This is a genomic window from Corynebacterium gottingense (genome assembly GCF_007559235.1).
Lineage (GTDB): Bacteria > Actinomycetota > Actinomycetes > Mycobacteriales > Mycobacteriaceae > Corynebacterium > Corynebacterium gottingense.
Window position 1 is genome coordinate 237,736 of record NZ_VMHH01000003.1, and the last position, 12,324, is coordinate 250,059.

At 67.4% G+C, this 12,324-nt stretch carries 12 protein-coding genes and 1 pseudogene; 5 read left to right on the forward strand and 8 right to left on the reverse strand.

Annotated features, from left to right (window positions below):
• Window positions 1–7: 7 nt before the first annotated feature.
• Window positions 8–307: pseudogene (locus FPH17_RS12220) on the reverse strand (TSUP family transporter); the annotation flags it as partial.
• Window positions 232–609, reverse strand: coding sequence for a hypothetical protein (locus tag FPH17_RS12225; RefSeq protein ID WP_425277694.1), 378 nt, complete (start codon window positions 607–609; stop codon window positions 232–234). The gene FPH17_RS12225 and the pseudogene FPH17_RS12220, both read right to left, overlap by 76 nt.
• Window positions 610–708: 99 nt before the next feature.
• On the opposite strand from FPH17_RS12225, the gene FPH17_RS05775 reads away from it, so the two are divergent.
• A complete protein-coding gene (locus tag FPH17_RS05775; RefSeq protein WP_154879088.1) occupies window positions 709–1,722 on the forward strand; it encodes an AbrB family protein in 1,014 nt (337 codons plus the stop codon).
• Here the strand turns inward: FPH17_RS05775 and FPH17_RS05780 are convergent.
• On the reverse strand, window positions 1,719–3,422 hold the full coding sequence (locus tag FPH17_RS05780) for a DUF885 domain-containing protein (RefSeq protein WP_238397039.1): 1,704 nt from the start codon (window positions 3,420–3,422) through the stop codon (window positions 1,719–1,721). The genes FPH17_RS05775 and FPH17_RS05780 overlap by 4 nt on opposite strands.
• 169 nt (window positions 3,423–3,591) lie before the next feature.
• Here FPH17_RS05780 and FPH17_RS05785 point away from each other — a divergent pair, with 169 nt between their 5' ends.
• Window positions 3,592–4,662 carry an ROK family transcriptional regulator gene (locus tag FPH17_RS05785; protein ID WP_095546904.1) on the forward strand — a complete coding sequence of 357 codons (1,071 nt, stop codon included), beginning with the start codon at window positions 3,592–3,594 and terminating at the stop codon, window positions 4,660–4,662.
• On the opposite strand, the gene FPH17_RS05790 is transcribed toward FPH17_RS05785, so the two are convergent.
• On the reverse strand, window positions 4,618–5,148 hold the full coding sequence (locus tag FPH17_RS05790; RefSeq protein ID WP_154879092.1) for a gamma carbonic anhydrase family protein: 531 nt from the start codon (window positions 5,146–5,148) through the stop codon (window positions 4,618–4,620). The genes FPH17_RS05785 and FPH17_RS05790 overlap by 45 nt on opposite strands.
• A gap of 164 nt (window positions 5,149–5,312) precedes the next feature.
• Here FPH17_RS05790 and FPH17_RS05795 point away from each other — a divergent pair, with 164 nt between their 5' ends.
• Complete coding sequence (locus tag FPH17_RS05795; protein WP_095546906.1) at window positions 5,313–6,599, forward strand: dicarboxylate/amino acid:cation symporter; 1,287 nt, start codon at window positions 5,313–5,315, stop codon at window positions 6,597–6,599.
• A 3-nt stretch (window positions 6,600–6,602) separates the two neighbouring features.
• On the opposite strand, the gene FPH17_RS05800 is transcribed toward FPH17_RS05795, so the two are convergent.
• Genes FPH17_RS05800 through amn form a run of 3 tightly spaced genes read right to left on the reverse strand, consistent with a single transcriptional unit; the run spans window position 6,603 to window position 9,894 of the window.
• Window positions 6,603–7,514: a CAP domain-containing protein gene (locus tag FPH17_RS05800; protein WP_154879094.1), complete on the reverse strand. Its 912-nt coding sequence runs from the start codon at window positions 7,512–7,514 to the stop codon at window positions 6,603–6,605.
• A gap of 56 nt (window positions 7,515–7,570) precedes the next feature.
• Window positions 7,571–8,476 carry a Sir2 family NAD-dependent protein deacetylase gene (locus FPH17_RS05805; protein ID WP_154879156.1) on the reverse strand — a complete coding sequence of 302 codons (906 nt, stop codon included), beginning with the start codon at window positions 8,474–8,476 and terminating at the stop codon, window positions 7,571–7,573.
• 26 nt (window positions 8,477–8,502) lie between these two features.
• Complete coding sequence (gene amn / locus FPH17_RS05810; RefSeq protein WP_154879096.1) at window positions 8,503–9,894, reverse strand: AMP nucleosidase; 1,392 nt, start codon at window positions 9,892–9,894, stop codon at window positions 8,503–8,505.
• Window positions 9,895–9,914: 20 nt separating this feature from the next.
• On the opposite strand from amn, the gene FPH17_RS05815 reads away from it, so the two are divergent.
• Together FPH17_RS05815 and FPH17_RS05820 are read left to right on the forward strand one after the other, a co-directional pair.
• On the forward strand, window positions 9,915–10,907 hold the full coding sequence (locus FPH17_RS05815; protein ID WP_095546909.1) for an App1 family protein phosphatidate phosphatase: 993 nt from the start codon (window positions 9,915–9,917) through the stop codon (window positions 10,905–10,907).
• Window positions 10,904–11,740, forward strand: a complete 837-nt coding sequence (locus FPH17_RS05820; RefSeq protein WP_095548070.1) for a serine hydrolase — start codon at window positions 10,904–10,906, stop codon at window positions 11,738–11,740. The genes FPH17_RS05815 and FPH17_RS05820 overlap by 4 nt, the downstream gene beginning before the upstream one ends.
• On the opposite strand, the gene FPH17_RS05825 is transcribed toward FPH17_RS05820, so the two are convergent.
• A complete protein-coding gene (locus FPH17_RS05825; RefSeq protein ID WP_095546911.1) occupies window positions 11,721–12,314 on the reverse strand; it encodes a TetR/AcrR family transcriptional regulator in 594 nt (197 codons plus the stop codon). The two genes, FPH17_RS05820 and FPH17_RS05825, sit on opposite strands and share 20 nt — an antisense overlap.
• Window positions 12,315–12,324: the final 10 nt, after the last annotated feature.

Here is a 12,324-nt window from a genome sequence, read left to right on the forward strand (position 1 = left end):
CATATCCCTAGGAGCGTGTCAGCAGTTCCTGCCACCCGAGGCGCAGGCAGAGCACCACAACGAGCACCAAAAGCGCGATACGCACGAGTTTTGAACCGCCGCTCAATACGGTCCTTGCCCCCAATTGGGCGCCCACCACGTTCGCCGCAGCAAGCACGACTGCTAACTTCCACTCAACAAAGCCGCCCGCGATGAACACGGCGAGCGCCCCGGTGTTCGTCGCGGTGTTGATCACCTTCGCCATCGCGGCGGACTGCAGGAACGACTGGGTGAACACGGCCGTGAACCCCATGATGAGGAACATGCCGGTGCCGGGGCCGCGATGGCCAGCCCGATGAGCGCGCGCCGCCGGGTGATCAGCCGGTTCCCCTCCGCCCCGAACTCGGGCTTCAGCGTGATGAAGACGCCCACGGCCAGCAGCAGGGCGATGATCGCGGGGCGGATGACGGAATCGCTGATCAGGGCAACCGCCAGGGCCCCGCCTGCCGACGCACACCCCGCCGCCACCGCGTACCCCCAGGTCACCCGCGGGACGCCAACCTTGCGCACCAGCGTCGCCGCGGCGGAGGCGGTGCCGGTCACCGCCGCGACCTTGTTGGTGGCCAGCACGCTCGCCGCCGGCGACGGCGTCGATCCACCCGGCCGCCGCCGACGCCACCGCGAGCAGGAGAAGTGTGCCCATGGCAGTAAACGCTACTATGAGGTCCTATGCAGCGTTGGATGTTTGTGGCCCCGGCTTCGGTGTTGCTGGGCTGGGTGCTCTCCGCGCTTCACGTGCCCGCCGCCTGGATCCTCGGCGCCATCATCGCCTCCGGTGCCGCGGCGCTGATCACCGGCAGCGACCTGCCGCTGGACGACCGCGTGTTCCGGCTCGCCCGCGGTGCAGTCGGCGTGATGGCGGCGTTGCCGCTGGTGGGCATCCCGCCGAGGGAGCTGCTGCCGTTTCTCCTTCCCGGCGTCGCCGCCGCCGCGTTCGTGATCGTGCTGGCGTTCGCCGGCGGCTTCGTGCTGGCCAACCACGGTGTGTCGCGGGAGACCGGGGTGCTGTCATTGCTGGCGGGTGGGGCGTCGTTAATGCCCGCGATTGCAAAGGACGTCGGGGCCGACGTGCGCTACGTGACGCTCACGCAATACCTCCGCCTGCTCGTCGTCTCCATGACCCTGCCGCTGGTGGCGGGGCTGCTCAGCGCACCGCAGACGCACGCCCCGGAGGAAACGGACCCGTACTGGTGGATGTGGCTGCTCGTGCCGACGCTCGTGCTGGTGGGCCAGCCGCTGGGCAAGCTGTTGCACCTGCCCAACTCCAGCGTGTTCGGCCCGATGCTGCTCACCGCGCTCCTCGGTTCGCTCACCCCGTTCCAGATCATCCCGCCGCAGCCGCTCATGGTCGGGGCGTTCCTCTGCCTCGGCTGGATGTGCGGCGGCGGGCTCTCCGTGCCGGCGCTGCGGCAGTTCAGCCGGCTGCTGCCGGCCACGCTCGCCTACATCGTGCTGCTCATGGCGGCGTGCGCGGCGTCCGGCTGGGTGATGTCTAAGTGGCTCGGGCTCTCGCTCTACGAGGGCTACCTGGCCACCACGCCCGGCGCGCTGGAGACTGCGCTCGCGCTGTCCGCGGAGGGCGGCGCGGGGCCGGCCGTGGTGTCGCTGCAGATCATCCGGCTGGTGTGCATCCTCATCGTCGCCGGCTACCTGCCCAACCTGCTGCGGAAGCTTTCGCGCTAGTGGTTGAGCACCTCGTGGGCGAGCATGTCCATGGGCATTGACCCGAGGCCGAGCGCCTTGGTGTGGAACTGGGCCGCCGTCATCCCCTGGGCCAGCGCGCGTTCGCGCAGCGTGCACCAATCGCGGTAGCCGATGGCGTACGACGGCGCCTGCCCCGGCCACCCCATGTAGCGGTCCAGCTCGAACGAGATGCGCGTCTCCGGCATGGCGCAGTTGTCGCGCAGGAACGCCTTCGCGTACTGGGCGTCCCAGGTGCCGCTGCCGTCCGGCGAGAGCTTCTTCAGGTGGACGCCGATGTCCACCATCACGCGGGCCAGGCGCAGGCGCCGCGAGTCCAGCAGCCCCATCAGGTAGCCGGGGTCCTCGAACCAGCCGAAGTTCTCCATGAGGTGCTCGGCGTAGAGCGCCCACCCCTCGCCGTGCGCGGAGTTGAAGCACACGGAGCGCCGCCACAGGTTGAGCTCGTTGCGGTTGAGCAGCGCAGCGCCGTGCTGCAGGTGGTGGCCGGGGATGCCCTCGTGGAACACGGTGGACAGCTCCTGCCAGGTGTGGAAGGTCTCCTGCCCCTCCGGCACGGACCACCACATGGTGCCGGGGCGCAGCATGTCGTCGCTCGGCGGGGTGTAGAAGACGCCACCGGACCCGGCCCGGTCGATCGCGGTGTTCACCCCGGGCATGTCCTCCGGGATGTCGAGCTCGCTGCCGGCGAAGCACTCGACGACCTCCGCGTTCACCTTGTCCAGCCACTCCAGCAGCGCGTCGGTGCCGTGCAGCGTGTACCGGTCATCCTCGTTGAGGCGCCGGTACGCCGCCGGCACGCTCGTCTCCGCGCCGTACAGCTGTCGCGCCAGGGCTTGTTGCTTATCGACGGTCACCCGCAACTCGTCTTCCGCCCACGCGTACGCCTCATCGAGGTCCACTTCGCGGCCCAAGAAGTACTCGGAGAACAGCTCGTAGCGGTCGCGGCCCACCCCGTCCTCGTGGTTGGCCTGCGGCGACAGCTCGGTGGAGAGCCAGTCCGCGAACTTGGCAAACGCCTCCTTGGCTTCCTCTACCACCTTCGACTCCGGCGGCAGGCCCAGGTAGTCCAGGGTTGAGCCGGACTCACCGAGCGTCTCGCACTGGTTGATCACCGCGTCGATCTGGCGGTGCGACGCCACGTTGCCGTTGTTCGCCGCCTCGGAGAGGGATTCGGTGTAGCCGCACAGCGCGTCGGGCACCTTGCTCAGGCGGGCCGCGACGTTGTCAAAGTCCTCTTCCGTCACCTTGGGCATGAGCAGGAAGGAGTCGCGGATCGTCTGGACGGGCGACTCGATGTTGTTCAGCCGGCGCAGGAACTCGCCCTGGTGGTGCAGCTCCAGGTGGTAGGCCAGCCGGTCGCGCAGGATCGTGGCGGTGAGGCTGTCCACCTCGTCGAAGTCGTCCTCGTCGTCGGAGGCGTCGGTGGAGTCATTGAGCGCGTCGACGTCCGCGATGAGGTCACGGATGCGGTCCGCCGTCGCGTCCCAGTACTCGGGACTGAAGTCCTGGAGGTCGGCGTCGAAGCCTTCGAGCCCGATCTGCGTGCCCAGGGTGGGCGTGAGCTGGGCGTAGTCGTAGACGAAGTCCTCACACGTGGCGTCGAGAAGCGATGGCTCTCGGCCAGGCATCGCACCTGGCGCGTGCTCGGGTGTGGGCTCGGTCGGGAGAACTGACGTCATGATTGGGGATTCTAACCCACCTGCGAATTTTCCTGCCATCGGAAATTTTTTGAACCAAGCTGTCTGTCCTGCTCAGGGCACAGGTTTTCATATGGTGAGACGGCATTTTTCGGCCATTTTCAGGGCCCTGACTGGACAAAGCAGTCTGCCAGTGAGTAAATATATTCACATGACTTGCACAACATTGCCGTTCACTCGCCCGACGACCCCCGCGGCGAAGTGTCTCCACCTCATTCGCCTGCAGGACCTCACGTCCCGCAGTGAACTCGTGCAAGCCACCGGGCTCTCCCAGCCGACCGTCACACGCGCCATCGCCGCGCTCACGGAGGCCGGGCTGGTCAACGAGCGCACCGACCTCACCCGCTCCACCGGGCGCGGCCGGCCGACGATCCCCCTGGAGCTCGCCGAGCCCGACCCCGTCTACGGCGGCATCGCCGTGGGCACCGACTTCACCTACGTCGCCGTCTTTGACCTGCGCGGTCGCACCCTGCGCTGCGTCGACCTCGAGCTGCCCGTCGCCAGCATGACGCCCGACGACGTCATCCAGCACCTCATGGCGGCACTCAACCGTCTCACCGCGGGCATGCAGCGGCGCCTCGCCGCCCTCGGCGTGACCACGTCGGGCACCGTGACGGAGGACGGCACCGTCATCGCCGTGAACCTGGGCTGGGACGGCGTGGACCTCGCCGGGCAGTTGCGGGAGCAGTTTTCTGTGCCGGTTGAGGTGACGTCGATTAGCGCTGCGATCATCGGCTCCGAGATGCAGTCGAACCTGGACCTTGGCGACGGGCCGATCATGGCGCTATTCGCGGACGACTCGATCGGCTGCGCGGTGTCCACCGGCGACGGCGTGCAGCCGATCCGCGTGAAGCGGCACGAGCTGACCACGCGCGGCCTGCTCGAGCGCATTCACAAGCCGGGGCTGGCCACGCTGCTCGACGCCGTCCAGGATTCCAGCCCCGACACCCGCACCGCGCTGGACGAGCGCGCCCGCGACCTGGGCAGCCTGGTGGCCAAGCTCAGCACCGAGCACGCGCCGTCCACGGTGGTCATCGCGGGGAGCGCGTTTATCGACGACCCCCACGCCCCCGCCCCCTTCGCCCGCACCGTGCGCGCCGAAATGGAGCAGGCGCCCGAGCTGCGCATGATCCCCACCCACGCCGAGGTGGTGCGCGACATCGCCCGCGCCGCCGCGCTAGACCTCGTGCTCCGCGAGCCCCTCACGGTAGCGGCGAGCTAGCTCCACGTAGCCCGCGGCGTGGCGCACCCGCTGCTCGCGGGTTTCCGGGTCAAGCTGCTTGCGCACCTTCGCCGGCACCCCGGCCGCCACGGAGAATGGCGGGACGACCTGCCCCTCCAGGACCACTGCCCCGCCGCCGACGATGCTGCCCGCGCCCACGCGCGCACCGGAGAGCACCGTCGCGCTCATCCCGATCAGGCAGGCCGACTCCACGGTGCAGCCGTGGACCATTGCCATGTGCCCGACCGTGACGTCCTCCCCGAGGACGGTCGTGCTTCCCGTCTCCACGTGGATGACCGAGCCGTCCTGGACGTTGGAGCGCGCCCCGATCTCGATAGCGCCGACGTCGCCACGCAGCACCGCGCCCGGCCAGATATTGACGTCCTCGGCGATAGTGACGTCGCCGATGATGGTGGCCCCGGGGGCGATGTAGGCGCTGGGGTGGATGCGCGGGGTCTTCCCCTCGAACGAGTAGATACCGGACATTGGTGCTCCTCACTGTGTTGGGTGTGCCCTCCGAGCGTAGCCAAAACGCCCAGGTAGACCGTCCTGTCTGTCTGTTGAGCGAATTAGTTTTTAGGTGACACGCTGCTACTCTGCCTTGAGTAAGTACAGATCTGTATAGATTCTTTCAACGCATTGGAGTGCGCATGTCTCTTCCAAAGTGGGCGACCGGATTTGGCGCCCAAGTGATTTACGGCCTGATTATCGGCCTCATCCTCGGCTTCATCGCCGCAGGTAGCGACGTCGAGTGGCTCTCCGGGCTGCTCGACTGGGTCGGCGGCACCTACGTCCAGCTGCTCAAGCTGCTCATCCCGCCGCTGGTGTTCACCGCTGTGGTGACCTCGATTGCCAACCTTCGCCAGGTCTCCAACGCGGCCCGCCTGGCCGTGCAAACGCTGGTGTGGTTCGCCATCACCGCGTTCTTCTCCGTCATCATCGGCATCGTCGTCGGCGCCGTGCTCAAGCCCGGCGCGAACTCCACCGTGGACGCGGCCGAGGCCGCCGAGCCGTCGACCACCGGTTCCTGGATGGGCTTCCTGGATTCCGTCGTCCCGTCGAACTTTCTTGGTCTGACCGCCAAGGTCACCGAGTCGGGCGCGTCGGTGAACTTCAACGTGCTGCAGATCCTCGTGGTCTCCCTGCTCATCGGCGTCGCCGCCGTGAAGGCGGGCAAGTCCGCCGAGCCGTTTATCAAGTTCTCCGAGTCGCTGCTGAAGGTGGTTCAGGTCGTGCTGTGGTGGGTCATCCGCCTCGCTCCGATCGGCACTGCGGCCCTGATCGGCAACGCAGTCGCCACCTACGGCTGGGAGGCCCTGAGCAACCTGGGCCAGTTCGTCCTGGCCATCTACATCGGCCTCGCCCTGGTCATCTTCGTGCTCTACCCGATCGTGCTGGCCGCGAACAAGATCAACGTGGTCGAGTTCTTCCAGCGCGTCTGGCCCGTCACCGCACTGGGCTTTGTCACCCGCTCCTCCATGGGCGTGATGCCGGTGAACCAGCGCACCGTCGAGCAGTCCATGGGCGTGCCCTCTGAGTACGCGTCCTTTGCCATGCCGCTGGGCGCGGCGACCAAGATGGACGGCTGCGCCTCCATCTACCCCGCCATCGCCGCCCTGTTCGTCGCGCAGTTCTACGGCGTTGACCTGGGCATGATGGACTACCTGCTCATCGTCATCGTCTCCGTGCTGGGTTCCGCGGCCACCGCGGGCACCACCGGTGCGACCGTCATGCTGACGCTCACCCTGTCCACCCTCGGCCTGCCGCTGGCGGGCGTCGGCCTGCTGCTGGCCATCGAGCCGATCATCGACATGGGCCGCACCGCCGTCAACGTCACCGGCCAGGCCGTCGTGGCCGCCGTGGTGTCCACGCGCGAGAAGATCCTGGACAAGGACGTCTGGGACGCGGGCAAGGAGGCCGCGCCCGCAGCGGCGTAGCCCCTACTTCGGCAGCGCGTCCGGCAGGTACTGCTTCACAAAGGAGTAGATGCCGGCCAGGACGCCGATGATGGCGAAAATGATGCCGATGATCTTCTCGGTTTCGGTACCACCGCCGAGCGACACAGTGCCCTGCCCCCTGCTCGGAGTGCTCTTCTTCGGCAGCGGAACCGCCTTCGTCGACGGCGTCTCGCCGTTGTTCGCCGGGCGCGCCAGCGCCTCGGTGCGCGCGCCCTCGGGGAACGCGGTCACGCCGGAGGCCTTGCCCGCGGCCTCCCACGCGCTAGCGGTGCCCTCGGCCGTACGCACCGACGCCACGCCGAACCACGTGCGGTCCGGGTTAATCAGGTTGTAGAGGTGGCCGTTCGCATTGTTGAACTGGCCATTCGAGTCGTAGAGGGCGTCCAGCTCGTCGTAGCCCCAGCCGCGCATGGCTTTCGCCATGTCTTCTTCGCCGGAAAGGTTCTCGCCGAACGGCTGCTTGCCCTGAATCGTCGCGGTCCACAGCGAACCGCACTCATTGCTGCACGTCTCGTTGTACGGGCGATCATGGTCGATCCCGCCGGCCTCCTCCACCGCGCGCTGCAGGGCGATGAGCGCGTAGCCGGGGTCGATCTTCACGTCGTTGACGTACGCCTCCTTCGTCCTGAGACCGTTCACCTTTGCCGCGTACTGCAGCGTTTCGCCCTTGAAGGGAACGTTGCGGTCCCACATGTCGGCGCGCAGCTCGCGCACCTTCTGCAAGGCGATCTCGTTGTCGCGGGTGAGGTCAAACTTTGCCTCAAAAGTGACGACCTGGTCGGCGGGCTGGTTCAGCTCCACGCCGGTAACCGGAGCGGGGTCGGCGGAAGCAGCAGGCGCGACGGCAAGGGCGGTCGCGGCGCATGCTGCGATTGCGAGGGAACGAAAACGCATGTCAGGGGCCTTTCAGCAAGTTTTCGGGCAAAAGTTACCCCTTCACCCTACAACTCCTAGAGATCCAGCTCGTCCAGAATTGCGTCCATCGCGTCGGCGACCCCGGTGCGCCACAGTGTCGTGGCCTTCGGGTCGGCGCGCCCCGGCCCGCCGTTGACCACCGCGACGGGCTTTCCCTGTTTGCGGGCGTCCAGGACGAATCGGTACCCGCTCATCACAGCCAGCGACGTGCCCAGCGCCAGGACCGAAGCGGACTCGTCCAGCCACGCCCGGGCTGCTTGTCTGCGCCCCGTCGGCACATTCTCACCGAAGTACACCACGTCCGGCTTCAGCCGTTGGCCGCCGCACACGGGGCAGGCGATCATGTGGAACCGCTCCACGTCGCTGGCGCGCAGCTCCACGTCGCCGTCCGGGTTGATCATGTTGCCGGTGACTTCCACGGAATTGAAAAAGTTGGGGTTGGCGTGGGTGAGCATGGCGTCGATAAGCGAACGAGCGTGGCGCGCCCCGCAGTCCAGGCACACGACGTGCTCCATATCCCCGTGCAGGGCGATGACGTCGTGGGAGCCGGCGGCGAGGTGGAGGCCGTCGACATTCTGGGTGACAATACCGGTGAGCAACCCGGCGCGCTCGAGCTCGACCAAGGCGAAGTGGGTGCGGTTGGGTGCGGCGGCGCGCATGAATTGCATGCCCACGAAGGCGCGCGCCCAGTAGCGGTGGACCTGGGCGGGCGAGTGCGCGAACTCCTGGTACGTCATCGGGCGGCCCTTGGTCAGGCGGCCGCCGGCGCTGCGGTAGTCGGGGATGCCGGAGTCGGTAGACACGCCCGCGCCGGTGATGACCAGGACGTTGCCGCGGCGCAGCTGCGCCACGACGCGCTCGAGGGCGACGTCCGGGTCGGTGGGCGCGGTGGTTTCGTGGACGACTCGCTCGATGGAGCGCACGGCGCTGCGGTGCGCCATCTGCACGGCCGGATCGTCGAAGGAGCTCAACGGAATGGGAGCTCTCCGATCGTGCGGCGCAGCTTGCGGGTGCGCAGGCGCTGCGGGTTCTTGGCCAGCTTCTCCATCGCGCGCACCGCGCACATCACGTGCGCCTCCTTGGAATTGGAGTAAAAGGTCTGGGCGGCGGCGGGTAGTTTCGGCACGGCGTGCAGCGGCAGGTCGGAGACCGCGAGCAGCGCGCCGTAGGGCACGCGGTAGCGGTAGCCGTTGGCCGCGATGGTGCACGACTCCATGTCCACGGCCGCCGCGGTGGAGCCGCGCAGCCACTCCCACAGGTCGCGCGGCGCCTTCCATTCCCAGTTGCGGTCGCTGGTGGAAAGGACGGTGCCGGTGCGCATGAGCGAGGTGTCGTCGCCGTAGATCTTCGCCACCGCCTTCTCCAGGGTGCGCTGGATCTCCGGAACGGCGGGGATGGGCGAGTCGGGGCGGATGTGCTCGTCAAGCACGTTGTCCTTGCGCTCGTAGGCGTTGCCCAGGATGAGGTCGCCGATGCGCATGCGCGCGTCCATGCCGGCGCAGTGGCCGATCATGATCCACGCCTCGGGGCGCAACACCGCCAGCGAGTCCGTGATGGTTTTTGCGTTCGACGGGCCGACGCCGATGTTGATCATGGTGATGCCGTCGCCGTCCTCGGTGACCAGGTCGTAGCGCGGCATCTGGAACTTCGAGCCCAGCTCCAGGTTCTCCACCGCCACCGTGTCGGAGATGGTCTCGCCGCTGGGCAGCACGAGGCGCGTGTAGCGCGAGCCCTCGCGCGCCAGCTCCGCGACGCCGAAGCGCACAAACTCGGTGACGTGCATGGCGTAGTTGGTAAACAGGATGAATTTCTGCAGCGACTCCACCTGGATGCCCGTGTAGTGCTCCAGCCGGGCCAGCGCGAGGTCGAAGCGCTGCGGACCGAAGTGGAAGAGGGGCTTCTCGGCGCCGTGGAAGGCGTCCCAGTGGCCGTCGATAATTGCGTCGTGCACCTCGTCGAGGGTGGGGCGAGGCACGAACACTGTGTTCTCCGTGTTCGCGGGGCGGGGTCCAGTGCCGCGGATGTACTCGGGCGGGATGCGGGTCTCCGAGTAGCCGACGCGGATCTCGCACTCGTAGTTGGCGGTCAGCGCCTCGAGCTGCGAGCGCAGGTACTGCGCCATGAGGTCGGGCCGCGACAGCACCGCCGAGTAGGTGCCGGCCTCGTCGACGTAGCCGAAGGGCTCGGAGCGGTCCACTGGCACCCATTGCCCGATCTCCACGGAGAGCTTGGGGTAGTACACGTCCTTGTAGCGCGCGTAGTCGCCGCTGGTGAGCGCGTCTCGCGCGAGCTCACACGATGCGGTGTAGAGCTCAATGAGCTTCTCGACGGCCACGTGCGCACTCTCGACTCTGTCCATAGCGCCTAGACTACTGGCTTATGGGATTTTCAGACGTGGTCCGCTGGGCGGAGCACCGCATCAACAACGCGGACGTGAAAGCGAAGGCCCGCCGGGGCTGGGCGCCACAGGTCACGGGTTTTACCGGCTACGGCAACTCCGAGCGCGCCCGCGTGCTTGGGCGCGTGCTCATGGCGGACCCCGAGCGGGAACCGAAAACGGAGGTGGAGCGCGGCTACCGCCAGTTCTTCACCACCCAGGTTCCCGACATTGAGGTCACGGTCACGCTGGGCGCGCAGACAGTGACTGCGCAGACGAACGGCAACGGCTACCTCGAGGTACTCATCCTGGACCACGGGCTTGAGCCCGGCTGGCACACCGCCACGGTGCGCACACCGCTGAGCGCGGAGCCGAGCGAAGCGCAGGTGCAGATCATTTCGGACGACGTCACCCACGGCCTGATCTCCGATGTGGATGACACGATCATGGTGACCATGCTGCCGCGCGCCATGCTCGCCGCCTGGAACTCGTGGGTGAAAAAGACGAACACCCGCCAGCCGATCGCGGGCATGGACGACTTCTACAGCGCCGTCCTCGGCCCCGACGAGCCCACCTTCTACGTCTCTACGGGCGCCTGGAACACCTACGACACGCTCACCGACTTCATCGCGCGCGAGAAGCTGCCGCGCGGCCCGCTGCTGCTCACGGACTGGGGCCCCACCCCGACTGGTCTGTTCCGCAGCGGCAAGGAGCACAAGCGGGTGGCGCTGCGTAACCTCATCGTGGACTTCCCCAACATCCGCTGGACGCTGGTGGGCGACGACGGCCAGCACGACCCGATGCTCTACTCCGACCTGGTGCAGGAGCACCCCGACCGCGTGCGGCTCGTGGCCATCCGCGAGCTCAGCCGCTCCGAGCACATGCTGGCCCACGGCACCACCACCACGATCTCGCAGCCGGGCAACTACCGCACCATTAAGTCGATCCACGGCCACACCGGCTTTGACTTGCTCGAGGAATACCGGCACCTGTGAGCCGCAAACCGTTCGCCCTCGCCTTCGCCGGCGTCGTGATCCTGCTGGTCGCGGCGTCGTTCGTGCGCATCGCGCACACCCCCGCCGAGCCCGACTCGGACGCGCTCTCGCGCCGACTCACCGAGGTGGACGACACCGTCGGCGTCGACCCCGACTGGCTCGAGGCGGAGGTGGAAAGGATCGAGGCGGACACGGACACGAGCATTGGCATCGTGCTTATCGACGACGATGACGCCGCCGTCACCGCAGGCGACGTCACCAGCCTCGCGGCGTGGTCCACGATCAAGGTGCCGGTCGCAATGGCCGCCACGGAACACTGCGACGCGAGCGAGGAAGTGCTGGACACCCTCATCACCTCCACGATCGAGGTCTCCGACAACGGGTCGGCGGACCAGCTCTGGATGTGCCTGGCGGCCGCGGGCGGCGCGAAGAAGCTGGTCGCCGACGAGCTGGCCAAGGCGGGCGCGACGGCCACGCTCGAGGAGGCCTGGGGCACGAGCGAGTGGTCGCTGAACTCCCAGGCCCGCTACGCCCACTACCTCGCGGAACTTTCCGACCGGAAGCCCGACAACGCGGTCCTGGACAAGATGGTGCACGTGGATAAGTCGCAGTCCTGGGGCCTCGGCGCCCTGGGCATCCCGTTCAAGGGCGGTTGGAGCGACGACACCGACGGCTCCTGGCAGTCTCGGCAGCTGGGCTTCGGGCAGTTCGCCGACAAGCGCTACGGCATCTCCATGGCCGCGATCAGCGAGGACGGCTCCTTCGAGGACACCACCGACGCGCTGGACGAGCTCGCCGAGGCACTCGCCAGCGTTAGCCCCGCTTCCGAGTAAGCAGCTGCCCCATCAGGTCGTGCACCCGGTCGACGCGTTCGGCGGTCACGCCGACGGCGATCTCATCGCGGTACGCGGTGACGAAGAGGTGCTGGGTGCCCGCCACGATGAACATCGCTGCATCATCGATGACCTCGTCGGTGGCCTGGATGCCGCCGCGCTCCAGCGACTTCCACAGGTTCGCACGGATCGGCGGGAACATGAGCTCGCAGATCGTCTGGTTGAGCTTGCCGTGCACGGGCGAGTCGATGAGGTGACGGATCATGCACTCGTGCGGCTCGAGCATCTCGGCGAGCTTGTGCACCTGCGTGGCGTAGTCCGTGTCGCCGTCGAAGTTGTAGGCAAAGTCGCGGTACGCCGGCCCGAGGACCGCCTCGCCCGCGGCGATGACCACGCTGTCGCGGTCCTGGAAGTGCTCGTAGAACACCTGGCGGCTCACCTGCGCCGCCTTCACGATGCCGGAGACAGACAGGTCTTCCACCTTGTGGTCAACCAGCAACGCGATGGTGGCGGAGATCAACGCCTCGCGGGTGCGTACCGCGCGGGGGTCGGAGCTCGATTCACGACGTGCCATAACAATTCAT